At 38.1% G+C, this 24,659-nt stretch carries 21 protein-coding genes and 2 tRNA genes; 8 read left to right on the top strand and 15 right to left on the bottom strand.

Annotated features, from left to right (window positions below):
- Positions 1 to 137: 137 nt before the first annotated feature.
- The 6 genes from BM107_RS08355 to sucC all read left to right on the top strand — a co-directional run bounded on the left by BM107_RS08355 (position 138) and on the right by sucC (position 5,689).
- Positions 138 to 797: a hypothetical protein gene (locus BM107_RS08355; protein WP_244278766.1), complete on the top strand. Its 660-nt coding sequence runs from the start codon at positions 138 to 140 to the stop codon at positions 795 to 797.
- Positions 798 to 799: 2 nt separating this feature from the next.
- Positions 800 to 1,096: a winged helix-turn-helix domain-containing protein gene (locus BM107_RS08350; protein WP_090982174.1), complete on the top strand. Its 297-nt coding sequence runs from the start codon at positions 800 to 802 to the stop codon at positions 1,094 to 1,096.
- Between the two features lie 372 nt (positions 1,097 to 1,468).
- Complete coding sequence (locus BM107_RS08340) at positions 1,469 to 3,034, top strand: DUF4153 domain-containing protein (protein ID WP_090982170.1); 1,566 nt, start codon at positions 1,469 to 1,471, stop codon at positions 3,032 to 3,034.
- Between the two features lie 3 nt (positions 3,035 to 3,037).
- Positions 3,038 to 3,631, top strand: a complete 594-nt coding sequence (locus BM107_RS08335; RefSeq protein ID WP_090982168.1) for a hypothetical protein — start codon at positions 3,038 to 3,040, stop codon at positions 3,629 to 3,631.
- 121 nt (positions 3,632 to 3,752) lie between these two features.
- Positions 3,753 to 4,064, top strand: a complete 312-nt coding sequence (locus BM107_RS08330; RefSeq protein ID WP_090982166.1) for a hypothetical protein — start codon at positions 3,753 to 3,755, stop codon at positions 4,062 to 4,064.
- Positions 4,065 to 4,489: 425 nt separating this feature from the next.
- Positions 4,490 to 5,689 carry an ADP-forming succinate--CoA ligase subunit beta gene (sucC, locus tag BM107_RS08320; RefSeq protein ID WP_090982162.1) on the top strand — a complete coding sequence of 400 codons (1,200 nt, stop codon included), beginning with the start codon at positions 4,490 to 4,492 and terminating at the stop codon, positions 5,687 to 5,689.
- Between the two features lie 375 nt (positions 5,690 to 6,064).
- Here sucC and BM107_RS08315 read toward each other — a convergent pair whose 3' ends face one another.
- On the bottom strand, positions 6,065 to 6,271 hold the full coding sequence (locus BM107_RS08315; RefSeq protein ID WP_090982160.1) for a helix-turn-helix domain-containing protein: 207 nt from the start codon (positions 6,269 to 6,271) through the stop codon (positions 6,065 to 6,067).
- 34 nt (positions 6,272 to 6,305) lie between these two features.
- A complete protein-coding gene (locus tag BM107_RS08310; protein WP_090982158.1) occupies positions 6,306 to 6,809 on the bottom strand; it encodes a hypothetical protein in 504 nt (167 codons plus the stop codon).
- A gap of 501 nt (positions 6,810 to 7,310) precedes the next feature.
- Between BM107_RS08310 and BM107_RS08305 the strand changes: the two genes are divergently transcribed.
- Both BM107_RS08305 and BM107_RS08300 read left to right on the top strand, forming a co-directional pair.
- Positions 7,311 to 8,171 carry a sigma-70 family RNA polymerase sigma factor gene (locus BM107_RS08305; protein WP_010601359.1) on the top strand — a complete coding sequence of 287 codons (861 nt, stop codon included), beginning with the start codon at positions 7,311 to 7,313 and terminating at the stop codon, positions 8,169 to 8,171.
- Between the two features lie 461 nt (positions 8,172 to 8,632).
- Positions 8,633 to 9,292, top strand: a complete 660-nt coding sequence (locus tag BM107_RS08300) for an ATP-binding cassette domain-containing protein (RefSeq protein ID WP_090982156.1) — start codon at positions 8,633 to 8,635, stop codon at positions 9,290 to 9,292.
- Between the two features lie 108 nt (positions 9,293 to 9,400).
- On the opposite strand, the gene BM107_RS08295 is transcribed toward BM107_RS08300, so the two are convergent.
- From BM107_RS08295 to BM107_RS08235, 13 genes are all read right to left on the bottom strand, one after another.
- Positions 9,401 to 10,264 (bottom strand): AMP nucleosidase, encoded by an 864-nt coding sequence (locus BM107_RS08295; RefSeq protein ID WP_186462428.1) that lies wholly within the window; start codon positions 10,262 to 10,264, stop codon positions 9,401 to 9,403.
- A gap of 79 nt (positions 10,265 to 10,343) precedes the next feature.
- Positions 10,344 to 11,582, bottom strand: a complete 1,239-nt coding sequence (gene clpX / locus BM107_RS08290; RefSeq protein WP_090982154.1) for an ATP-dependent Clp protease ATP-binding subunit ClpX — start codon at positions 11,580 to 11,582, stop codon at positions 10,344 to 10,346.
- Positions 11,566 to 12,273, bottom strand: coding sequence for an ATP-dependent Clp endopeptidase proteolytic subunit ClpP (clpP, locus tag BM107_RS08285; RefSeq protein ID WP_090982152.1), 708 nt, complete (start codon positions 12,271 to 12,273; stop codon positions 11,566 to 11,568). The genes clpX and clpP overlap by 17 nt, the downstream gene beginning before the upstream one ends.
- A gap of 152 nt (positions 12,274 to 12,425) precedes the next feature.
- On the bottom strand, positions 12,426 to 12,782 hold the full coding sequence (locus BM107_RS08280; protein WP_090982149.1) for a four helix bundle protein: 357 nt from the start codon (positions 12,780 to 12,782) through the stop codon (positions 12,426 to 12,428).
- Positions 12,783 to 12,864: 82 nt separating this feature from the next.
- Positions 12,865 to 14,214: a trigger factor gene (gene tig, locus BM107_RS08275; protein WP_090982146.1), complete on the bottom strand. Its 1,350-nt coding sequence runs from the start codon at positions 14,212 to 14,214 to the stop codon at positions 12,865 to 12,867.
- A 161-nt stretch (positions 14,215 to 14,375) separates the two neighbouring features.
- Positions 14,376 to 14,457: transfer RNA gene (locus BM107_RS08270), tRNA-Leu, on the bottom strand.
- A 448-nt stretch (positions 14,458 to 14,905) separates the two neighbouring features.
- Positions 14,906 to 14,990 (bottom strand) — tRNA-Leu (locus BM107_RS08265).
- Positions 14,991 to 15,142: 152 nt separating this feature from the next.
- Positions 15,143 to 15,445 (bottom strand): lipoprotein, encoded by a 303-nt coding sequence (locus tag BM107_RS08260; RefSeq protein WP_090982144.1) that lies wholly within the window; start codon positions 15,443 to 15,445, stop codon positions 15,143 to 15,145.
- Between the two features lie 100 nt (positions 15,446 to 15,545).
- Entirely contained in the window at positions 15,546 to 16,349 is an 804-nt protein-coding gene (locus BM107_RS08255; protein WP_090982142.1) for a helical backbone metal receptor, read from the bottom strand.
- 53 nt (positions 16,350 to 16,402) lie between these two features.
- Positions 16,403 to 17,086, bottom strand: coding sequence for an ABC transporter ATP-binding protein (locus BM107_RS08250; RefSeq protein WP_090982139.1), 684 nt, complete (start codon positions 17,084 to 17,086; stop codon positions 16,403 to 16,405).
- Between the two features lie 166 nt (positions 17,087 to 17,252).
- Positions 17,253 to 19,679 (bottom strand): ABC transporter permease, encoded by a 2,427-nt coding sequence (locus BM107_RS08245; protein WP_090982137.1) that lies wholly within the window; start codon positions 19,677 to 19,679, stop codon positions 17,253 to 17,255.
- A 93-nt stretch (positions 19,680 to 19,772) separates the two neighbouring features.
- Positions 19,773 to 22,166: an ABC transporter permease gene (locus BM107_RS08240; RefSeq protein WP_090982134.1), complete on the bottom strand. Its 2,394-nt coding sequence runs from the start codon at positions 22,164 to 22,166 to the stop codon at positions 19,773 to 19,775.
- 77 nt (positions 22,167 to 22,243) lie between these two features.
- On the bottom strand, positions 22,244 to 24,625 hold the full coding sequence (locus BM107_RS08235; RefSeq protein WP_090982132.1) for an ABC transporter permease: 2,382 nt from the start codon (positions 24,623 to 24,625) through the stop codon (positions 22,244 to 22,246).
- Positions 24,626 to 24,659 lie beyond the last annotated feature (34 nt).

Below are 24,659 nucleotides of genomic sequence, written 5' to 3'. Positions count from 1 at the left end.
AGTAAAGACCAAAGCACAAAGACTGGAAGCATAGCAAAATTAGCATTTTTAAAACCTGCGTAATCCAATAACCTGTGCAATCGGCCACAAAAGAAAAAACCAAAAAAGATTTGCAAATCTCAATATTCAATCTAACTTTGAAAAACAAAGCACTTTTAAAAATGAACAGCCCTGAAGAACAACTAAGTACCTTAAAAGATATCAGAAATATGATGGACAGGTCATCAAGATTTATTTCTTTGAGTGGTCTATCAGGTGTTTTCGCAGGTGCGATAGCGTTAATTGGTGCTTATTTTGCAAATGATGAAATCAACAAATTCATTAATAAAAGAGGTTATGGTTATGGCGTGGATGGGGAAATGGATCTCGAATTTAACCTGATCAAACTAGGGCTCTTTGTTTTGGTAATTGCTTTGGCTGGCGGTGTTTTATTTACCTACAGAAAAAGTCAGAAAAACAATCTCCCAATCTGGGATAAAACCTCTAAATCACTTTTAATCAACTTATTTATTCCTTTGTTTACCGGAGGATTATTTATCATCGCTTTATTAATTAACCACCCAAATACCTATAGCATTATCGCGCCGAGCTGCCTCATTTTTTATGGTTTAGCCTTGATTAACGCCAGTAAGTTTACCTACAGTGATATCCGTTATTTAGGCTTTTGCGAGGTGATATTAGGATTGATCTGTATGTTTTATTTGGGTTATGGATTAATTTTCTGGGCTTTGGGCTTCGGCATACTACACATTGTTTATGGTCTTTTAATGTATTTTAAATATGAGCGAGGTCAGTAACGATGAAAAACCCGATAGCAGATTTAAACAAAATATTCGATAGCCGGATCAGGCTGGGCGTTATGTCTATGCTGGTGGTAAATAATGAAATTGGCTTTAATGACCTAAAACAAATGCTGGAATTAACGGATGGAAATTTGGCTTCACACCTGAACACATTAGAACAAGCTGAATTTATCAAGGTACACAAAGGTTTTATTGGGCGTAAAACGAGTACCACCTACTCCATCACCGAATTGGGCAGGCAAGCTTTTAAAGCGCATTTAGATGCACTTGAAAAAATGATCAGGAAGCTGTAAGCTGTTTTTTTTGAACTTTAACTTTGAATTTCAAAGCACTTTTAAAACATTATAATGGAAGAAATACCTGAATCTCAAATGAATTACTTAGGCAAAAAAATAGCTTACTATTCTGCGCTTGTTGGAACATTGATATTTGTAACCTATTTAATATCAAACTCTCTTTTTTTAATGATAGCAGGGGCTGTTTTTACAATTGGAGCTGCGATTTCAAACGTCTTCGTGCTAGCGATAATTTTAGTAGAGCTTATTTTTAATAAGTCCTATTGGAGAAACTCCATAGTTACGGTCATCTGCATGCTATTAAATATTCCTTTAGTACTCCTGTACATTTTCATCCTAAGCCATTTCAATTTATAAACCTTAAACAAAATGAAAACAAAATCCAACTTATTACTCCTCTCTACCCTACTGGGCGGCCTGCTGTTTACTTTTCTTTTTTGGAAAGAACGACTTGCGCTCAATCTGCTTATTTACAGTATATATCTGCTGGCAATCACTTTTATTAATCCGGATGTGATTAAAAGCACCAAACTAAAAATTTACGGCTTGGCACACCTGCTGGCAGCGATATTAGTGGTTATTAACAATTCTGATTTATCCGTGGTGACTTATTACATCAGTTTATTGCTATTTATTGGCTTTGGTCATCAACAACAAATCAGGACCATTTTTACTGCTTTTTTAGCAGCCATTCTTCAGATGGTCACCGTGCCATTTAATGCCATAAAACAACTCAGCCAAATCAGTATGGGCAATGTAAGCCTTAAGCCCTTTTTCACTCTGATTAAATATATCTTCGTACCGGTTATCATTGTAATCCTATTTTCATGCCTTTATGCAGCTGCAAATAATGTTTTTGCACATTATGCAGAAAACATCTTAAATCACATTGGCGACTTTTTAGATCAATTACTACACTTCTTTTTTAAAGACCTGAGTTTTGAACGCATTATGCATTTATGTTTTGGATTGGTTTTAACAGGAGGTTTACTACTGGCATTTTTTGATAAAAGCCTTGAAAAAACAGAGCTGAAAGGTAAAGAACAATTGCACCGGATCAGAAGAAGCCTGGGACAGAAAACAATATGGTATAATATCGCAAAAACATTTACAGGCAACCTGTTAACACGGAAAATGGCATTAAAAACAGAGTATATCGTTGGTGTCATTTCATTCGCTGCGCTTAACCTGCTCTTGCTAATGCTAAATACCATTGACATTACCACACTTTGGTTTGGCTACGAACCTACGGGTAATTTCTCAGGTGAACTGCACCAGGGCACAAATTCATTGATCTTTAGCATTGTAATGGCCATGGCAGTAATCTTATACTATTTCAGGGGAAATTTAAATTTTTACCCAAAAAGTAAAACGTTAAGGGCATTGGCCTATGCCTGGATGGTCCAGAATTTTATCCTGATCATATCCGTATTCATCCGTGATGGTTACTACATCGAATTTCATGGTTTAACCCATAAAAGAATCGGTGTTTTAGTATTCGCCACCCTTTGCATTATTGGTTTGGCAACGGTTTATTTTAAAGTAGCTAAACAGAAAACCATATTCTATCTCTTCAAAGTAAACGGAAATGTATGGTTTGCCCTGCTATTGACCTTTACCTTTATCAATTGGGATGTTTTAATTGTAAAATACAACCTCAATCACGTCGACACCGTTTCTATCGATCCTTACTACCTCACTTCTTTATCAGAAAAGACCTTGCCTATTTTAGATAAAAACCGGTCAAAAATACATCCCTCAACCAATAACGATTCGGAAATTGCCAAAGTAGACCAGCCACAAGAAGCTTTAATGAGAAAACTGGATCAACGAATCGGTTATTTTAAAGAGCGTTATCATCAGGAAAGCTGGTTATCATGGAATTTGCAGGATTGGAATACAGCGAAATATTTTGGGGTCGATCAAAAGAATTAAAATATGTTAAAGAATGTCTTGGCTTTATCAGTTATTATCCTGGCAATCCTTCAGGGACCATTTATATACTTTTATACATGGGGGCTTGGAGCTCTTTTTCTCCTAGGGCCATATATCTTGGCGGGATTCTTTCTCTCAGCGTTATTACTCCATCAAATTGCTGCAAAAAGAGGGAGAACAACTAAATTTCATGTTATAGCACTAGTTTTCAGTATAACGATAGGTGCAACTTCACTCTTTAGTGAAGCTTACATTGAAAAAATAGATTGGCACCTTAGAAAAAATCAGCGGAAAGAAATCATCGCAAAACTTAAAAATGGAAATTTAAAGTATAATCCTGACAAATCAACCTTTTACCTTGAAAAATTCAAGTATTCACTGATATCCAATGGAGGAAACGATATCGTAATACAACTAGGTGCCAAAAACCAATTAACGGTAACATTTTTTATTAATCGTGGTTTTTTAGATCACTATTCAGCATTTGTTTACACCAATGATCCAGACGAAATTAAACGCATAGAAAATTATATCAGATTAAGAGTCAAAGGGGATAATTTCAAAATAGAAAAGAACTGGTACCGCCTAAATTATTAACAGAGATCCACTTATAATTAACCGCTCCACCTCTCCAACCTTAGTTGGAAATTTTTCCCCTGATGCAAACGCATCGGGGGAATTAAAAATTAATTAATCGTATATTAAAACCTTAGAAATTATGAAAAATCTACAGTCAGGATTTAAGTCACCATCAACACGTATCGCCATTATATTTGGCGTTGTAATATTAATTTTAAGCATTCCGCTGATCGCCATGCAATTTACAACTGAAGTAAAGTGGGATTTATCCGATTTTCTGGTAGCCGGCGCCTTATTATTCAGCACCGGATTGGCCCTGGAACTTGTAATCAGGAACTTGAAAAGTGGCACGTTAAGAACAATAGTTCTCATTGTCATATTGATAGCCTTATTCCTCGTCTGGGCAGAATTGGCCGTTGGGATCTTCGGAACGCGGTTTGCAGGAAGTTAACCGATGCCATTAACGTTTCGTTCGGGCAGATTTAAGATGGTTAATGCAGAGGATATATTTTGTTGCGTTTGGTATTAACAAACATTGTTTTTAAGCCTGATTGCAGCGGTAAGCCCGGAACGTAGTGAGGACTTATAGCGGAAAGCAGGGCTACCGGCCGCCATCAGAAACTGCCCCGTCACTTGCAAATAAAGAATATCTGCCAAATCAGCCGGATACCATAAACCAACGTACATGACAAACACTAATTTCCCGTTTAACATAAAACGTTCATTTTCTTAAAAAATCGGCAAATTCTATTTGTTTAAAAGCTGTGAAATTGTAGCTTTGGGCAAATTTTGTAGCAAATGAACCCGATGCTGTTAAAGTAACCATCTTTATAGTAAAAGGCTCCATCTGACAGATAAAGACAAAAATATAAACAGATGAATATTCACGAATACCAGGGTAAACAAATATTAAAAAGTTTCGGTGTTAACGTTCAAGAAGGAATAGTTGCCGATACTCCTGAACAAGCTGTTGAGGCCGCTAAGCAACTGAAAACCGATTACAACTCTGATTGGGTTGTAATTAAAGCGCAAATCCACGCTGGTGGCCGCGGTAAAGGTGGTGGTGTTAAATTGGCCAAAAACCTTGAAGAGGTTAAACAACGTGCTACCGACATCATCGGCATGCAATTGGTAACTCCTCAAACCGGACCAGAAGGTAAAAAAGTGAACAAAGTTTTAGTGGCGCAGGATGTTTATTATCCAGGTGCTTCTGAAACAAAAGAATTCTATATCTCTGTATTGTTAGATCGTGCGAAAGGCCGTAATATCATCATGTACAGTACCGAAGGCGGTATGGATATTGAAGAAGTTGCCGAGCACACGCCACATTTAATCTTCAAAGAAGAAATCGATCCTAAAGTTGGCTTACAAGGTTTCCAGGCACGTAAAATTGCCTTTAACTTAGGTGTTAGCGGTAATGCTTTTAAAGAAATGGTAAAATTCGTTACTGCTTTATACAAAGCTTACGAAGCAACCGATTCTTCCATGTTCGAAATCAACCCGGTATTAAAAACTTCTGATGATAAAGTAATCGCGGTAGATGCCAAAGTGAATCTGGATGAGAACGGTTTATTCCGTCACCCTGATTATGCTGCGATGCGTGATGTTACCGAGGAAGATCCAATGGAAGTTGAAGCCAGTGCGAGCAACCTGAACTTCGTTAACCTTGATGGTAACGTAGGCTGTATGGTGAACGGTGCAGGTTTGGCAATGGCTACCATGGATATTATCAAATTGGCGGGTGGTGAGCCAGCTAACTTCCTTGACGTAGGCGGAACTGCAAATGCACAAACAGTTAAAGCGGCTTTTAATATTATTTTGAAAGATCCTAACGTTAAAGCGATCCTGATCAACATTTTTGGTGGTATTGTACGTTGCGACCGTGTTGCTCAGGGTGTTATCGATGCATACAAAGAAATTGGAAATATCCCTGTGCCTATTATCTGCCGTTTACAAGGTACAAATGCCGAAGAAGCTAAAAAATTAATTGATGAGTCTGGCTTACAGGTTTATTCAGCGATTGCTTTAAAAGAAGCAGCCGATTTAGTAACCAAAGTTTTGGCTGAAAAAGCATAAGCGAAAGCTAAAAAACTAAAGCTTAAAGCAATACATATTTTAAAACCTTTCAGTGCAAACTGGAAGGTTTTTTTTATTCCCCTCTATCAGAGGTGCGTCCGCAGGAAGGGGTATCGTATGCGAATAATCTATTTTAGTTTCGGTTCATGGTGAAACGAAACTCGACTCAGTCAATTTCATTTCAATTGACCAAGTCGCCTTAGTTGGTCAATATTTTTTTGGAAAGCAAGGTCCTGTACATTTCGGCTCCGAAAGCCCTGCTATCCCTCCAAGTCCTCGCTGCGCTCCGGGCTTTCCGTCCTATCAGGTTTACGTAACCAGGGCAGCTGATTCTTTGTAACACCGAACCTTACAGGTTTTAAAAACCTATAAGGTTTATTCAGCACGAAATTCAAGAATATCACCAGGCTGACAATCTAAAACTGCACAAATGGCTTCCAAAGTCTCCAGGCGGATGGCCTTTGCCTTGCCTGTTTTAAGAATGGATAAGTTAGACATCGTTATCCCCACCCGCTCGCTCAACTCGGTAAGCGACATTTTGCGACGGGCGAGCATCACATCTAAATTTATAATAATAGGCATTTGAGTAAATAAAATTAAAATGTTTTCATTTAACCTAAATGGTTAAATCATTTTCCTGTTTAAGGCTTCTGGAATACGAAAGCAACTCGTAAATTACGCTAAGTATAGCAATGAGCGAAATTACGCCCAAATTTATATTTTCAGCAATTATAGGCTGGTATTTAAATGCCTTACCGGTCAAATCCTCAACATACCCTTTCATGGCCCAAAAAGAAACAAATTTTAGGCTAAAAAATAAAATAATACCTGCGCCTACCCATTGCCACAATTTAACTTCGGTTAAGTTCTCGAGCCATTCTGGCCGCTTGTAAGCTATAAAAAGTATTATACTTCCCAGAATGAGATAAAAAGCAGCATGAGAACCAAGGCCATCAATCCCTGCGCCTGATAAAACAATAGCCTGCTTTAACGTTGGTTTAAATGCGTATGAACCGATATGGCTATTGGTAAACCTGGCCTTCCCAATAGTTTTTACTTCCTGCACGACGTTATTTTCAACTAAATTAATCGAAAGCGTTCCTGCATGATAATGATCCATAGCATCAATTAAATGATTAGCTATAGACGTGAGCGCGATAAAAATCAAACAAAATCCGGAGTACCTAAAAATCTTTATAAGCTTGTTCATAAAATGTGTAAAATGGTCAGTTTTTTGCCTTCTGTATAATGTTTACCTCACTGACATAAAATCATGTTGACTTTAGTCAGTAAAGAATACCTTTTTTTGTATTTCTCTGTTTCATTAGTAGAAACAGAAAGGTCATATTTATTTAAAATTTACTGTACAAGAATAAAATAAAATTATTACTAATCAAAATATTTTTATTGATTTACAATAAATAATTATTAAAAAACAGTTATACACACATCAGAAAGCCAAAATACACCAAAAACTTTATTGGAATGATTTTTGTTGTAAGTAAAAGTAGAAAAAACGTGTGCAAACGGTAACATTTTCAGCATTTTATCCTTTCAAATTGCAATACAATTTCGTAACTTTGCACACTTCAATAATTAAAAGAGCACACAAAACGTATAAATGAGACAACTCAAGATAACGCAATCCATTACCAACCGTGAAAGTCAGTCGTTAGACAAATACCTGCACGAAATTGGTAAAGTAGATTTAATAACGGCAGAAGAGGAAGTAATTTTAGCAAGGAAGATTCGTGAGGGCGATCAGGCTGCATTAGAGCGGTTAACCAAAACCAACTTGCGTTTCGTTGTGTCTGTTGCAAAACAATATCAAAACCAGGGTTTAACTTTAGGCGATTTAATTAATGAGGGCAATTTAGGTTTAATTAAAGCGGCAAAGCGTTTTGATGAGACTAAAGGTTTCAAATTTATTTCTTATGCGGTTTGGTGGATCCGTCAATCTATTTTGCAGGCTATTGCTGAGCAAAGCCGTATTGTACGTTTGCCTTTAAATCAGGTAGGTTCGTTAAGTAAAATCAGCAAAGCTTTTTCTAAGCTCGAGCAAGAATATGAACGTGAGCCTTCTCCGGAAGAATTGGCAGATATTTTAGAAACTACGGTTGATAAAATCTCAGATACTTTAAGCAATTCAGGCCGTCACGTATCTATGGATGCCCCGTTTGTTCAAGGTGAAGAAAATACATTATTGGATGTATTGGAAAACCATGAGCCAAATACGGATAGCTCATTGATCAACGAATCTTTATCGGAAGAAATTAAACGTTCTTTATCTACTTTAACCGAAAGGGAAAGAGAAATTATCGTTTTATTCTTCGGTTTGGGTTCTAACCACCCACTTTCGTTAGAGGAAATTGGCGAGAAATTTAATTTAACACGTGAGCGTGTTCGCCAGATTAAAGATAAAGCGCTACAACGCTTACGTCATACTTCAAGAAGCAAAATCCTAAAATCTTATTTAGGATAGTAATTCAGATTCAAAGAAATAACAAAAGACTGGCAAATGCCGGTCTTTTGTTATTTAACAGGTTTGTCAACAATAATAGGAAAGATGCTACTTCCGCCAAATCTTTTTCTATTATACGCAACTAAATTTATCGTTATGATTTTATATCTTTAAATCATGTCGATTGCTTTGCTCAAAAAATCCATAACTATATACAAACCCATCTTTTTATGGAATATACTGGTTAGTCTTTTAACTGCGGTATTCTTCATTTTAAATGGTTTCTCGCAACCGGGCATTTATTCTTTCGCCATATTCATCAAACTTATCGGCTGGTCATTTTCTGCAGGTATATACTTTATGTTTTATCAATCCACAGCCTACTTTTTCAAAAATCAAGGCATAGGATTTAGAAAAATCATGCTTAACCTGGTTTTATATGATTTATTTTTTTTTATTGGAATCTTAGTGGCATCATCAATATGCAGGGACTTTCTATCGACAGTGTTAATCAATTTTTTGCAGACCGCGAAGTATTAAGCAGTGTTTACTTAAACTGTAAAATCGGTGAAGTAGTCGGTTTGTTGGGCAGAAACGGATCAGGTAAATCCACTTTGCTACAAATCATTTTTGGGAGCGTAAAAGCAAATTTCAAACACCTTAACATCAATAATAAAGTATATCATAAAGGTTACCAGTCTAAGAATCTTTCGTATTTACCGCAAGATAATTTTATCCCAGACCAGATCACTGTTTTGCAGGCTGTTGATACTTTTTGCAAAAAGCAAAAAGCTGAATTAAAGCAAATTGACTTTGTGACCAATCATTTGAGTGCAAAATTCTATAATTTATCTGGCGGAGAGCGAAGATTTATGGAATGTTTGTTAATGATTTACAGCGATACGGAATATATACTTCTTGATGAGCCATTCTCGCAATTATCTCCATTATGGATAGAGGAATTAAAAAAGCATATCAATAAAGAAAAAGCAAAAAAAGGCTTTATTCTTACCGATCATTACTACCAGTCTATCTTGGATATTTCTGACAGGGTGGTATTGCTGCATAACAAATGTAATTATACCATCAATAATGCAGATGACCTGATCACACATGGCTACTTATCTGGATTCACAGCTTAAACTTCGGGATATAGTTCATACTGATCTGATAGTGTTAAGAAAGTTCTAATATCTTTCCTATTGAAATTAAAGCCCCTGAAACAAGTTCAGGGTGACAGCTTCTTCCTCTTAAAATAACAGGTGTTTAACCGTTAATCCATTATTGATCAATTGCTTTAATGAATCGATACCAATACGTAAATGGGTTTCCACATACCTTTCGGTTACGGTGCTATCGCTTTCTGCAGTTTTAACGCCTTCAGGAATCATCGGTTGATCAGAAACCAGAAGCAAGGCGCCGGCTGGGATTTTATTCGCAAAGGCTGTGGTAAAAATCGTTGCTGTTTCCATATCCACTGCCATTGCACGCAATGTTTTCAAATACTTTTTAAACTCCTTGTCATGCTCCCAAACCCTGCGGTTGGTAGTATAACAGGTCCCAGTCCAGTAATCCCTGCCATGGTCACGTATTGTTGTGGAAATTGCCTTCTGAAGCGCGAAAGCTGGCAAGGCAGGTACTTCTGCAGGCAGATAATCATTTGAGGTACCTTCTCCCCTAATGGCAGCAATAGGTAAAATTAAATCACCCAGCTGGTTTTTCTTTTTCAATCCACCACATTTACCCAGAAAAAGCACTGCTTTAGGTTTAATGGCCGTTAGCAAATCCATCATGGTTGCGGCTAATGGACTTCCCATACCAAAGTTGATAATCGTAATACCATTTGCGGTAACACTTTGCATCGGCTTGTCCAAACCCATAATCGGCGCATTATCATTCCATTCGGAAAACATGCTTACATATTTACTGAAATTGGTTAACAGGATATAATCACCAAATTGATCTAACGGCCTGCCTGTGTAACGCGGCAACCAGTTTTTAACAATCTCCTCTTTTGATTTTAATCCTGATTTAACCGGACTTTCAACTTCTTTTATTTTTTTTGATTTCTCGACAATCTCCTCGTCTTTTTTTACATCTTTTTCTTCATTCATAACAATTAGTTTAGCGCTCTGCGCCATGCGTTAAGCGTATTACAAAAAATCCTCCCGCTTTCGCGAGAGGATTTGAATTTTATGCGGCCTGCAACTTTTTAAAGTCTGCTTTTTCAAATTTTTCTATCGCGTAATCGAGATTGATGTGCAATTCCTTCACGTCAGTCTGTGTCGGCGTATCAAACATCGCGTCCAACATAATCGCTTCGCAGATTGATCTTAAACCTCGTGCACCCAATTTGTATTCCATCGCTTTATCTACAATGAAATCCAAAACTTCATCTTCAAAAACCAACTTCACATCTTCGTAAGCAAAAAGCTTCACATACTGTTTGATGAGTGAATTTTTAGGCGCTGTTAAAATATTTCTTAACGATTCTTTATCCAATGGATTTAAGTGAGAAAGAACTGGTATACGGCCGATTAATTCCGGAATTAATCCAAATGACTTTAAATCCTGAGGTGTAATATACTTATAAAGATTTTTAAGATCTAATACCATCTCATCTTTCTTTACTTTATAACCTACTGCCTGGGTGCGTAAACGGTTGGCAATTTTACGCTCAATACCATCAAATGCGCCACCACAGATAAATAAAATATTATTGGTGTTTACCGGAATCATTTTCTGATCCGGATGCTTACGTCCGCCCTGAGGCGGAACGTTTACCACCGTACCTTCTAAAATTTTCAGTAGGGCTTGTTGAACACCTTCGCCCGATACATCACGCGTAATAGAAGGATTATCGCTTTTACGCGCTACCTTATCTACCTCATCTATATATACAATACCGCGTTCGGCGGCGGTTACATCGTAATCTGCTGCCTGAAGCAATCGGGTAAGGATACTCTCAACGTCTTCACCAACATAGCCCGCTTCAGTTAAAACCGTAGCATCGCAGATACAAAAAGGCACATGCAAAATTTTCGCAATGGTTTTAGCCAGTAAGGTTTTTCCGGTACCTGTTTCGCCCACCAGCATGATATTCGACTTCTCAATCTCGATCTCGTCTTTATCTACCTTTTGATTCAGGCGTTTATAGTGGTTGTAAACCGCAACAGACAATACTTTTTTTGCATCATCCTGACCGATAACATACTGATCAAGATGTTGTTTAATTTCAAGAGGCTTTAGTAAATTAATTACCTCCTGAATATTTTTCGTGCCTTTAGTACCTAATTCCTGTGCAAGCAACTGATTGGCCTGGGTAACGCATTTATCGCAGATAAATGCATCCATACCTTCAATCAACATCAACGTTTCATGCTTGCCAGAATGGCAGAATGAGCAACGGGATTCTTTATTTTGTTTCGCCATCTTTTTTTGCGTTTCTCGATAATACTTCATCAACCATACCAAATCCTTTAGCCTCATCAGCTGTCATCCAGTAATCGCGATCTGAAGCTTTCTCTACCCAATCATAGGTCTGGCCAGAGTGCTCTGAAATAATATCGTATAATTCTTTTTTCAATTTCAACATCTCTCTTAAGTTGATCTCCATATCAGACGCCACACCTTGTGCACCGCCTGACGGCTGGTGGATCATTACTCTTGAGTGAGGTAATGCAGCACGTTTACCTTTGGCACCGGCTACCAATAAAACAGCGCCCATTGATGCGGCCATACCGGTACAGATTGTTGCTACGTCCGGCTGTATATACTGCATAGTGTCGTAAATACCTAAACCGGCATACACCGAGCCACCTGGAGAGTTAATGTAAATCTGGATGTCCCTATCGGCATCTGTTGATTGTAAAAACAATAACTGCGCCTGAATGATATTTGCATTCTGATCATAAATTGCATCGCCTAAAAAGATAATGCGATCCATCATTAACCTTGAAAAAACATCCATCTGGGCCACATTCAGCTGGCGTTCTTCAATAATATAAGGCGTCATGTTCTGAGGGTTCAGATTAGCCTGTGCAATAAATTTATCTACGTGTAAACCGCCAATTCCCTGATGTTTAACGGCAAATTTTCTGAATTCTTGTGAGTCTATGTTCATTATTTGAGTTTTTTAGCAGAGGGCATAGCGCAGAGCGCTTTGCTCCTCATCGTTTCGTGAATAATATAAACCAAAATATCAATAATATTTTAATTATATTTTATTTAGACAAAGAGTATACCACATAAAAATGTCTGACAATATTGCACGGTCTATTTCAAACTTTTCGAAAAATTGGAAATCATCCTGGCTAAAACATCTAAATCTTCCAGCAGCTCAGCCAAATCCCTGTCAGAAACTAACAACCTTAAATTCAATACCAATAGAATATTAGCATTTTCAAATACAAACCGGTGGGCAAAATTTAAAAACCTTTTAAAATCAGGTGTTGAATTGGAGCCGGAACCTTCTGCAATATTATTGGATACGCTAAGAGCAGCTCCTCGAAGCTGCTCTGCAAATCTAAACTTTTTTATTTCTTCTAATCTTTCAGAAATATCAATTAATTTATTTCCTATTAAAATAGCTTTTTGCCAAATTAATAAGTCTTGAAATCTAAATTTTGCCATTCAACAAAATAAGATTTTTTATTCGGGTTTGCAATCGGAGACAATGCCGTAGTAATTGACACCATGCCCCATGCTAAAAGCACTATGCTTTATTTAACTCGACAAACTTATCGTAATCAATATCTTTTTGTTCTAAAGTAACAACAGATTTAATTTGTTCGAAAGTTTTTAATGCTTTTACTTCTTCGAAAACACGGTTTGCATTTTCTTTTTCCTGTAAAAACTGAACAGCATATTGAGCCAACTGATCTTCAGGAAGCGGACTTGGGCTGTACATTCTGAATTGTGCATCCAATTTAGCCTTAGCTGCCTGAACAACATCCTCATACTTGATTTCAATACTATTATCTTTGATGATTTTGTTTTCGATCAACGTCCATTTCAGATTTTTAGCGAAATCATCATAACCCTCAGCTAATTCATCATCCGTTAGTTTTTCGTTTGTAGCTTTTAACCAGCGACGTAAGAATTCATCAGGCAATTCAAATGTGTGTTTAGCTAATAATGCTTCATAAATATCATTAGATAATTTACGCTCAGCATCTTGTTTAAACATACTTTCTACTTCTTCGGTGATTTTTGCCCTGAAACCAGCTTCGTCAGTTACCGTACCCTCACCAAATAATTTATCAAAAAACTCCTGGTTTAAATCAGACTCTTCTAAACGGTTAACGTTTTTAACATGAAGTTTAAAGTCCCCTTTTAGCGCAGCAGCTTCTTCTTCTGAAATGTTTAAAGCTTTTGCAATTACAGCAGCATCTTCGAAAGCTTTTTGGATATCGATGGTTACTTCATCGTCTTTCTTTAAACCAATTAGCGATTTAAGAATATTTTCATCTTTGATTTGATCTAAACGAACACTTCCTGTACTGGTAATGCCACCTTCAACAGCGGTACCATCTTCAGCCACCTGGGTCAATTCTGCGTAAAGCACGTCACCATCAGCTGAAACCTCAGGATTGGTCATTTTGCCGTAGCTACGACGAATATTTTTGATACGGCTTTCTAACGTTTCCTGATCAGCTTTAATCACGTATTCGGTAAACTTATCTTTAGATGAAATATTTACGTCGAAAGCCGGAGCTAAACCTAATTCATAATCAAACTCGAAATCATCGGTATTATCCCATTTGAATTCACGTTCATTGTCCATTTTAGGGAGTGGCTGACCTAAAATTTCCAGTTTTTGCTCAGCGATATAGTTAGATAAGGTATCATTCAACAAGTTGTTTACCTCTTCTACTAAGATACTTTTGCCATACATCTTTTTAATGTGGGCAGCAGGAACCATTCCTTTACGGAAACCAGGTAATTGTGCTTTTTTAGCTTGATCTTTAATAGCTTTATCTACTTTTCCAGTGTAATCAGCAGGTGCGATCTTGATTTTTACAACAGCATTTAAGTTGCCGGTTTTTTCCTGTGTAATATTCATTTTTTCTGAGATATATTAAGATGTGCTTCAGATCGGGGCATTGAGACATGATAAAATCATATATCGACACAACCGAAACAGTACATCAATTTTTATTAATCAATGTTTTTTAAAAACAAAACCGTTCCGATGTAAACATCGGAACGGCCTTTATCTTGTTGTGCGGAAGAAGGGACTCGAACCCCCACGCCGTGAAGCGCCAGATCCTAAGTCTGGTGCGGCTACCAATTACGCCACTTCCGCAGTTAGGATGTTGTAAGGACTGCAAAGATAGAAACAAGATTGGATAATCAAAAGGTATCACCCATATTTTAGTGTGTATTCTTTAAAATAAATGCTAACTCATTAATTTTTAAGGAGAAAATTTTACCGGCGAATGCATTTTCCACAAGTCCGTGTACTTATAAAACGGCTTTGCCCCTATCTCAATATCTATTTCAGCAGACGAAGATACCCGTGAGAGGAATTTGAAAATGAGCGGCTACAGAACTTCCTTTAATCTTTAAAACACCAAACGTTCCTCGGAACCAAACCGAACCATATCCTTGACGTATAAAAAATATAAAATTGGTGCCACCGTGAACGGAGTCGATGGGTATCTCTTTTAATCGATTATCATTATAGATAGGTCGTCGACTACATGACCATTGATCACAAAAAAACCGCCCTGGATATCAGAACGGTTTATATATGGTGCGGAAGAAGGGACTCGAACCCCCACGCCGTGAAGCGCCAGATCCTAAGTCTGGTGCGGCTACCAATTACGCCACTTCCGCAGATAGGATGTTTTAAGGACTGCAAAGATAGAAACTTAATTGAATAATCAAACTTTTATGAATTAAAAAAAATTGATCCGGAAGGTGCGTGACACACACAAACCAAGGAAAGCATCAGGCAGACCAGCTTAATACCTTACAATTCCATTTAATTAAAATCTTACCAGCGTTACATCAACCAGTTCCGGACCACCGTCGACAGGATAACCAGCAACCTTTTTTCCTTTAATGGTAACCTTTTTATCTAAATACAAATCCAGGTTTATGGTTCCACTTTTCAAAGCATAAGTTTTATGGTCAGCTTTTAATAAATGCGTACCATATTGAAAAGTAGTGATCCCTGGCTTTTCTATTGTTCCACTTGCGGTAACCGTACTGGTTTTTTCTCCATTTTTAACTGAACTGCAACCAGAAATTGCCGCTACAAATAAGGCTAATACTAATATCTTTTTCATATGATTATGTTTTTACCAATATTGATTATTGAATAACAACTTATTATAATATGATAACGATCCAAATTAAAGATATGCTACAAATGATAAAAAATTGCGTCTAACGATCAATAATTTGCTTCTGGAATTCAAAAAAGTATTGAACTGCTTTAACCAATCGGCTTCCATACCAGCTGAACATTTCGCCGTCAACCAACATTACTTTAGTATTTGGAATGGCCTCATTTATTTCTTTTATGTGTTTTTCGCTAAAAGGATAAGGTTCTGATGAAAGCAGAATCAGTTCACAGTTCGAAGTTTTCAGTTCCTCAAGCGTTATTTCGGGATAGCGATCCTGATGGATGATGTTCATCATACCATTGCTTAACAAAACATCATCAATAAATGTATTTTTTCCCGCAGCCATATAAGGCTTCCGCCAGATAAGATAGGCCACCTTTTTATCAATTTTATTTTGAAGCGCAAGTGTTTTCAGGTCATTAAATCCCGCTGATATTAAATGGTTGAGGTAACTGGCTTCTGGCTGCCGGTTTACCAGCTCGCCTATTTGCGCTATGGTTTTCATGGCATCATCCAAAGTAAAGATGTCGCTCATCCATACCGGAAAATATTCGGCTAATTCTTCGATATCGGACTGTGTGTTTTCTTCTTTGTTGCCGATAATGAGATCTGGCTCTAAATCCTTAATCAGATCAATATTCAGCTTTTTGGTACCGCCCACCTTGGTACGCTCCGCAAATTTTTCTATCGGATGGATACAGAATTTGGTTAAACCGATAATTTCAGTATCAAGGCCAAGATCGAACAACAACTCCGTTTGAGAGGGCACCACAGAAACAATCCTTTTGGGTGGAAAATTAATGATCACCGCCCGCCCCATCTGATCGGTAAACGTTTTTTGCATAGCGCAAAGGTAATTAACCACAGTTAAAAAGGATTGTTTCTACTGGAAATATGTTAAGCTTGAATCTTGATATCTTCTTTTATAAGGCCATCTGCAATGTGTAATATACGGTTTCCATACTGGGCATTTTTTTCTGAATGGGTAACCTGTATAATGGTAATACCCTCCTCTTCATTGAGCTTTTTAAACAGGCTCATAATTTCTTCAGCCTGGGCCGACTGTAAATTCCCTGTAGGCTCATCAGCCAGAATAATGGAAGGCTGCGCAGCCAGGGCCCGTGCGATACCTACCAACTGCTGCTGACCGCCCGACAATTGATTTGGGAATAAATCTTTTTTAGCCACGATATTAAACCTGTCGAGCAGATCGGCTATCCTGCTGGCGCGTTCGGCGCTACCCACCTTTTTATATAAAAGTGGCGCCTCAATGTTTTCGTAAACCGTCATCTCATCAATTAAATGGTAAGCCTGAAACACGAAACCGATATGGTTTCGGTAGAGCTCAATTCGTTTACGTTCATTTAAACTGGTTACATCTTCGCCCATAAAATGATAATTACCGTAAGTGGGCTCTTCTAACATGCCGATAATGTTAAGCAAGGTAGATTTTCCGGCACCGGATGGCCCCATAACAGAAACAAATTCGCCTTGATTAATGGTAGTGGTTACTAAGCGTAACACATAATTTTTAACGCCTTTGCTGGCGTAGTATTTTTCGATATTGGTAAGTTGTATCATATTTTAAGGTTTAAGGCATAGGGCTTAGGGCATGGGGTTTAGGCGTATTAATCTTTACTTCACTACCTTAAAACCTTTGGCCATTATTCATCTTTTAGGGTTTAGCGCAATGCGTTTGGCGGTGAGTGAAAAATCTACCCTAAACACAAAACGCTATACGCGGGTGTTATTCATATTTAAGTGCGTTTACCGGGTCGGTTACAGCGGCTTTTCGTGCCTGTATACTTACCGTAAGGATGGCTATAATTACTGAAATTAACGTAGCAGCGGCAAAAGGTATAAAGGGCACTTCTATCCGATAAGCAAAGCCTTCAAGCCATTTTTTTATAATAATATAAGCAACAGGCCAGCTGACTAAATTTGCCACAACCACCAGAATCAGAAAGGATTTGTTGAGTAAGCTTACAATCTGGATGTTTGATGCCCCAAGCACTTTTCTTACTGCAATCTCCTTGGTTTTCCGCTTAGCCACGAATGTAGAAAGTGCAAATAAACCAAGTAATGACAGGGAGACAGAAACCAGGCTGAACAATACAATCATATTCATAAACCGCCTATTCTCTTCGAGGACTTTCGAAAAAGCATCGTCAAGAGAATTGTACTCTATTGGAAAGTTCGGATACAGCATTCTCCACTCCTTTTCAATTTTGCTGATGATCTCTTTATGTTGAGCCGTATTGAAACGCACCAGTAAATTGTTTGTATTTGAAGTACCTCCAAGTCTGGTTACCTTATAAACCGTTGGCAAAACTGCTTTATCAAAGCCTTCGTTATGATAGTTTTTAATAATGCCTACTACCTGGAAAATATTGTCTTTACCTTCCCAATCGGTTTTTTGATAGGTCTGCCCGATTAAATTTTTTCCGAATAAATTTGCCGCTGCTTCGTTTAAAACTACAGTATTAACCGTATCGCTTTTATATTCCCTGGAAAAAATCCGGCCTTGCAGTACTTTCACACCAAGCGCCGGCAGTGCGTCCATCGTAACGGTAACGGTATTTAACTTTATGGGTTTACCCTTGTATTTAATTTCTTCAGGCACATTAAAACTATTGCCTAATACCTGAGTAGTCGTTGCTACATACTGGACACCTGGTATTTTCTTGAGCCTTTCGGCAAAGTTATCTTCATAATTAGTCTTTATATTGATAAGATTTCCCCGTTCAAAGCCTAAATCCTTGCTACTCATAAACCGGGACTGCATTTCCATTACACCAATGGATATGATGAACGTTACCGAAATAACAAACTGAAAGACAACCAATACGTTACGAAGAACTACACCTCGCAAACCGTTTTCGTAATTGCCTTTTAAAACAGCTACAGGATTATAATTAGATAAAACCCAGGCCGGGTATAAACCTGCAAGTAAGGTTACAAACACAAACAGGCCTACCAGCTGGGCAATCAGGACCAATAACCTGGCATTGTGCCAAAAACTTAAAGCCACATTAAACTGCTGGTTAAAAGCTGGCAAAACCATTTCAATTAAAACAATACAGAGAAAAAGCGAAATCAGGCTCTGCAACCCGGATTCAACCAAAAACTGAGCGGTCAATTGGCTTTTATAAGAACCCAGTACCTTTTTTACCCCTACTTCCTTGGCCCGCTGCACAGATTGTGCCGTGGCCAGATTGATAAAATTAATGATCGAAACCAGGAGTAAAAATGCCGATATGGCCATTACAGGTTTTAACTTTTCGAACCAGCTCAGGGTATACGGCGGATTGGAATGCACAGTTGCTAACGGGATGACTTTTAAGCCCGGCAACTTTTTAGGTTTTTGCATATCTTCATAATCCTCCTCCTGCCCTTTCAATAAGTTTTTCCTGAAATCGACATATAACTTCTGTAAAGTCTGGTTCAATACCAACGTGTCGCTGGCTTTATTCAGTTTAGTGAACATCAGGCAGTAATTGTTATTGGTTGGTTCATCAGGGTCTCTATCTTTATTTCCGGTTCTCATAATAGCGCTAAAATGAACACTTTGTGGCGTTTTAGGCTCACTGACTATACCGGTGACCGTAAATAAATCGCCTTTATCATCCCTCCAGCGTATGATTTTTATTGTTTTACCCAGGGCTCTTGTCGTACCGAAAAGCTTCAAGGCCAGATCCTCTTTCAAAACAATTGTATTCTTGTTTTCAAGGGCTTGGTCGGCACTACCCTGAACAAACTGATAATCGAAAACCTTAAAAAAGCTGCTATCCGAATCTTTGATCTTATTCACCATAACCGGATCGGCGTTGTCTGTTTTAACCGAATAACCACTGCCAAAACTCCAGTCGTTATCTACTTTAGTTACTGCAACTGCCTGTGGTAATTTCGTCCTGATCAAATTTGCGATGCGGCTGTTTGAAACCTCATTCCAGTGCTCCTTATTATCAGGGGTAAAAAAATCATGTTTTTCCCTAATCTGATAGACATTTTTTAAATCTGGAGACCATTTATCGTAACTTTCTTCATGATTGATATACAAAATCATGAGTACAAAAGCAGTTAGTCCAAGGGCCAGGCCAACAATATTTATGGTGGCATATACCTTGTTTTTCCAAAGATTGCGTAAAGCGATTTTGAGGTTAAGTCTGAACATAGTTGTAAGGTTGAGGGTTGGAAGGTTAAAGGTTGAGGGTTAAGGGTTCAGACGGTCGAACCTTCTACCCTAATACCTTCGTCCTTCCCGCCATTATTCATATTTAAGTACATCAATAGTATTTGCCGAGGCCGCTTTATATGAGCGGATACTGACCGTGACCAGCGTAATTGCCATTGATATGGCCATAGCCAATGCAAATGGCCAGATACTGACATCAATTCGATAGGCAAAACCGGCTAACCATTTCGAAACAAAAAGATAAGCAAGGGGCCATGCCACGATGTTGGCAACGAAGACCATAACGAGAAAAGAACCATTCAGCATTTTTACAAGTTCAAGCGTTGAGGCTCCCAGAACCTTCCGTATGGCAACTTCTTTAGTTCTTTGCGTGGCCACAAATGATATTAATCCAAATAAACCGATAAATGAAATGAAAATAATCACACCGGCAAATATTTTAAACAACACCCCCATAATCTGTTCACTTTCATAGTAACTGTTGATGGTTTCATTTACAAAAGCTGAATCAAAAACCCCATTAGGAAAAGTACTGTTCCATATTTTATCGATCTCTTTCATTGTAGCGGCAATTTGTTTGCTATCTATTTTCACCGACACATTCCAATAATCATTTTTTCCGGGAAAAATGGCAAGTGCCGAAATCTGCTCTCGTAATGACTGGTCGTTAAAATCCTTTACCACACCTGCAATAGGCACTGTATTCCCACTCGCATAAATTACTTTTCCTATTGCCTCCTCAGGGTTTGTAATCGACATTTTCTTTAGGAAGGTTTCATTAACCACACAGGCATTTGCGGTATCACTCTTATGATATAATTTTCCGGCAATTAATTTCAGATCAAAAACCTTAAAGAAATTTTCGTCTGCCCGAATATTCCTTAATTCGAAATCCTTGTTTTTGACGCCATTGTAGGTAAAATCGCTGGAGTTGATGTTACCGGATAATGGCGGCGACTGGCAAAAACTAATATCTTCAACACCCGGAAGTTTGCTTATCCGCTCTTTAAAAGTGTTGTATTTGATTTTACTTAAACTGTCATTAGGGATACCAACCATAGCAACGGCATCCGGATTAAATCCCAGTGATTTTTGCTGCACAAACTGCATCTGCTTTATCACTACCAAAGTTCCGACGATAAGCACTATGGTAATTGCAAACTGGGCTACAACTAAAATTTTCCGAAGGCTCAACCCTCGTTTATTCAATGCTATTTTATTTTTTATAGCCAGGGCAGGTTTAAAACCGGAAATAACAAGTGCCGGATAAAATCCTGCAAGAAAAGCAATGAATAGAACCAGTAATGCCATAAATGCAAAGATTGATGGATGACCAAAAAGGCTGAATTCGATCCTGCCCTTGAAAAGATGCTGCATGGGCGGTATGGCCAGTTCAGTAATTACACACGCAATAAGTAAAGCGGCTAAACTGACTACAAAAGTTTCGGTTAAGAACTGATAGATCAGTTGGCTACGTTTGCTGCCCATTACTTTACGAACACCTACCTCTTTTGATCGGGTTACCGACTGTGCAGTACTTAAATTAATGAAATTGATACAAGCAGTAATGATCAGGAACAGACCAATTATAGCCAGCCCATAAATCTGACTACGGTTGATAGATGCATTTGCGAAATTATCGTATTTATCGCTGAAATGAATAGCTCTTAATACCTGTAATTTGTTTTCCTGATTACCCGCTATTTTATCAACCGGATAATATTTTTTATTAAAATTGGCTATTGATTGTTGTAAATCTTCAGGTCTAAGACCTTCTTTTAGCAGGACATAACTACAAAAGGCGGAGTTGACTGAATCCCAGTTATTATTGAACCGACCTTTGTAGGTTTCGTAACTAATCACAATTTCTAAAGGGAAACTGCTGTTTTGTGGCATATCCTGAATAATGCCAGCTACTTTCAGGTTAATTTTTTCGCCAAGCCTCATGTTTTTTCCAATTGCATCTTTTACGCTACCAAAAAACTTTTCAGCATATTTTGCTGACAGCACAACAGTATTGGGTTCTGCCAGGGCAAGTTCCGGCGCACTGTAGATCCACTTAATATCACTTAAGACATTAAAAAAATCGGGTTGCGCATAATATACAGCCTCCTGGCTTTTCATTTTCTCTTTTCCGTTGGCATCGTTTATCTGCAGAAAGGCGTTTCTTTTTACAATTGAACCCACTGTTTCAAATCCAGCAATTTCATTTCGGGCAGCCGCAGCAAAAGGCACGGGTACTCCTGAAGAAAAATCTTCGTAGGCGCTGTATTTCCAGTTGGTAACCACCCGATAAATCCGATCCTCATTTTTATAACCTTCATCGAAACTGAGCTGAAAACGGATAAAAATGAAAATCAGGATACAGCTTGCCATCCCTATAGACAGGCCAAGGATATTAATCAATGTATAACCCTTGTTTTTCCAAAGGTTTCGCCAGGCGATTTTAAGATTAAGTTTGAACATATGGTTTAAGGTTTAGGGTGTAGGGTTTAAGGTCTGGGCGCTTTCACCTTACGCCCTCAACCTCCAAACCTTCTGCCTCATTCGTATTTAAGTGCATCAACGGCATTGGCTTTGGCGACTTTAAACGTTTGCAGGCTTACTGTAATCAAAGCAATCAGTATCGATGTTAAAAGTGCCAGCAAAAAAGGCCAGGGATTTATCGAAATTTTGTAATCATATTTTTCAAGCCATTTAGCTACGAGGATGTAAGCTACCGGGATAGCAATCAGATTCGCAATAACCACCAGTTTCATAAAATCTTTGTTCAGCAGAACTAAAATATCTGAAAGATTGGCGCCCAACACTTTACGGATGCTAATTTCCTTACTGCGCTGTTCGGCCATATAGAGCGCCAGCCCTAACAAACCGAGGCATGAAATAAAAATGGCAAAACCTCCGAAGATATTAGAGAGTACACTTAAAAGCTTTTCACTTTTTATTTTTTCAGCCATACCATCACTTACCAATCTTATTTCTGCCGGATATGCTGGATTTAAGCGTTGACTGACCTGTTTAATAGCTTCCAGCGACGCTGTCAATGACTGCTTAGTATTCAGCCTAAGCAACAGTGTCTCGCTTTTTTTCGCATTATAATAGTAAACGGTTGGTGAAACTTTGGCTCCTAAAGATTCGTTAAAGAAATCCTGTACAACACCGACCACTTTTAGCGGTGGATTATCGCCCCAGGTAATAACCGTTCCAACGGGATTCTTCAATCTCATTACTTTAACGGCTTCCTGATTTAATAATAAAGAAGTTGCCGTATCTGCAGGAAATTTCGAGGCGAAGTCTCTTCCTGCAACAATTTTAATGCCTGCAGTATTGGCAAAGTTAAAACCGGTACTTCTATAACTTATAACCGAAACATCGTTTTTGGGTTTATCAGGCCACGAAATATCGCTCGTAATGTTTCCGCCACGCGTAAATGAACTAGCATATTCTGTTGCTGATTCAATTGCACCAGCACGTTTAAGTTCGTTCTTGAAAACTTCCAGTTTACCTGGATTTGTTAACACACCTTCCAAATCGATCTGGGCAAGTGCAGCGACATCAAATCCAAGTGGTTTATCTCGCATGTACTGCATCTGCTTATAAATTACAATAGCAGAGATAATCATGCAGATGGAAAGGCTAAACTGTAATATTACCAATGTTTTACGGATAGATAATGAACCTGTTGAACCTTTAAAACCTTTAAGCACTTTTACCGGAATAAAAGAAGAAAGGTAAAATGCCGGGTAGCTTCCGGCAAGCAAACCTGTAATCAATACCATCGACAGCAACAGCATCCAAAATGGGTAAGAACTGTAATCAATATTAATGGAAATATTAAGCAGGTTATTAAAATAGGGCAAGGAAAGTTCGAGCGTAATGAAAGCAATGGCCATCGCTATAACTGATAATAATAGCGATTCGATCATAAATTGTCCCATAATGGTATTTCGGGTGGAACCCAAAGCTTTTCGCACACCAACTTCCCTGGCGCGTTTTTCTGATTTTGCCGTAGAAAGGTTCATGTAATTGATGCAGGCAATAAGTAATACGCAAATGGCCAGAAAAACAAATAAACGCAATTGATCTATTTTACCTCCAGCCGACTTTCCGTTCTCAAAATGATCATACAAATGGAATTTAGCCAAAGGAAAAAGAAAAAGCTGGTAAGTCATTTCTTTCAGATCAGCTTCTTTATTCACGATAAAGTTTTTGATGGCGACATTAGTAGCAGTTAAATCGGCATTATCTTTTAGCTGGAATAAAGTTAAACAGGTGATAGCGCCCCATCCGTTTTCTCTCTCGCCCGGATTTTCCTGTTCATAAAATGTCCAGGGCTGTAAAACATCAAACTGAATGGTCTGGTTTTTAGGCAGGTCTTCAATTACTGCACTTACCTTCAGGCTGATTTTATTATCATAAGTAATAAGCTGGCCCAGCGGATTTTGATTGCCAAACAACTTTTTAGCTGTAGAAGCATTGATCAATACATTATTCGGTTCTGCCAATGCTGTTTCCGGATTACCATAAATAAATTTCTGATCAAGGATTTGCAGAAAGCTGGGATCTGCACTCAATGCTTCCAGTTTAAAATGATTCTGATCATGGCTATAAAGCCTGAAGTTGCCAGGCATGGTGATGCGTGCAGCATTTTTGATACCTGGCAGTTCTGTCATGGCAGCATTTGCCAACTTATTTGGCACCGCCATGGTTGTAGCTAACCTGCCGTTATATTTCAGGTTTAAAGTGGCAAAATAAACCTTATCTGCATTTTTATACTGTTTATCGAAACTCCATTCGTAATTGACATACAACAACAACATTAAGCAACAGGCCATGCCAATGGCGAGGCCACCAACATTAATTAATGTGAAGCCTTTGTGTTTCCAGAGGTTGCGTAAGGCGATTTTTAGATTTAATTTGAACATATTTTTGAGGTTGAGGGTAAAAAGGTTGAGGGTT

This window comes from Pedobacter suwonensis, from assembly GCF_900111825.1.
Lineage (GTDB): Bacteria > Bacteroidota > Bacteroidia > Sphingobacteriales > Sphingobacteriaceae > Pedobacter > Pedobacter suwonensis.
Note: the sequence above shows the minus strand (reverse complement) of the source record. Positions and strands in the feature narration are given on the sequence as shown.

Bases quoted from the DNA above. Each gene is read 5' to 3' on its own strand.
- BM107_RS08350 (WP_090982174.1), top strand. From the start codon at position 800: ATGAAAAACCCGATAGCAGATTTAAACAAAATATTCGATAGCCGGATC.
- BM107_RS08340 (WP_090982170.1), top strand. From the start codon at position 1,469: ATGAAAACAAAATCCAACTTATTACTCCTCTCTACCCTACTGGGCGGC.
- BM107_RS08335 (WP_090982168.1), top strand. From the start codon at position 3,038: ATGTTAAAGAATGTCTTGGCTTTATCAGTTATTATCCTGGCAATCCTT.
- BM107_RS08330 (WP_090982166.1), top strand. From the start codon at position 3,753: ATGAAAAATCTACAGTCAGGATTTAAGTCACCATCAACACGTATCGCC.
- sucC (WP_090982162.1), top strand. From the start codon at position 4,490: ATGAATATTCACGAATACCAGGGTAAACAAATATTAAAAAGTTTCGGT.
- BM107_RS08315 (WP_090982160.1), bottom strand. From the start codon at position 6,271: ATGCCTATTATTATAAATTTAGATGTGATGCTCGCCCGTCGCAAAATG.
- BM107_RS08310 (WP_090982158.1), bottom strand. From the start codon at position 6,809: ATGGATCATTATCATGCAGGAACGCTTTCGATTAATTTAGTTGAAAAT.
- BM107_RS08305 (WP_010601359.1), top strand. From the start codon at position 7,311: ATGAGACAACTCAAGATAACGCAATCCATTACCAACCGTGAAAGTCAG.
- BM107_RS08300 (WP_090982156.1), top strand. From the start codon at position 8,633: ATGCAGGGACTTTCTATCGACAGTGTTAATCAATTTTTTGCAGACCGC.
- BM107_RS08295 (WP_186462428.1), bottom strand. From the start codon at position 10,264: ATGAATGAAGAAAAAGATGTAAAAAAAGACGAGGAGATTGTCGAGAAA.
- clpX (WP_090982154.1), bottom strand. From the start codon at position 11,582: ATGGCGAAACAAAATAAAGAATCCCGTTGCTCATTCTGCCATTCTGGC.
- clpP (WP_090982152.1), bottom strand. From the start codon at position 12,273: ATGAACATAGACTCACAAGAATTCAGAAAATTTGCCGTTAAACATCAG.
- BM107_RS08280 (WP_090982149.1), bottom strand. From the start codon at position 12,782: ATGGCAAAATTTAGATTTCAAGACTTATTAATTTGGCAAAAAGCTATT.
- tig (WP_090982146.1), bottom strand. From the start codon at position 14,214: ATGAATATTACACAGGAAAAAACCGGCAACTTAAATGCTGTTGTAAAA.
- BM107_RS08260 (WP_090982144.1), bottom strand. From the start codon at position 15,445: ATGAAAAAGATATTAGTATTAGCCTTATTTGTAGCGGCAATTTCTGGT.
- BM107_RS08255 (WP_090982142.1), bottom strand. From the start codon at position 16,349: ATGCAAAAAACGTTTACCGATCAGATGGGGCGGGCGGTGATCATTAAT.
- BM107_RS08250 (WP_090982139.1), bottom strand. From the start codon at position 17,086: ATGATACAACTTACCAATATCGAAAAATACTACGCCAGCAAAGGCGTT.
- BM107_RS08245 (WP_090982137.1), bottom strand. From the start codon at position 19,679: ATGTTCAGACTTAACCTCAAAATCGCTTTACGCAATCTTTGGAAAAAC.
- BM107_RS08240 (WP_090982134.1), bottom strand. From the start codon at position 22,166: ATGTTCAAACTTAATCTTAAAATCGCCTGGCGAAACCTTTGGAAAAAC.
- BM107_RS08235 (WP_090982132.1), bottom strand. From the start codon at position 24,625: ATGTTCAAATTAAATCTAAAAATCGCCTTACGCAACCTCTGGAAACAC.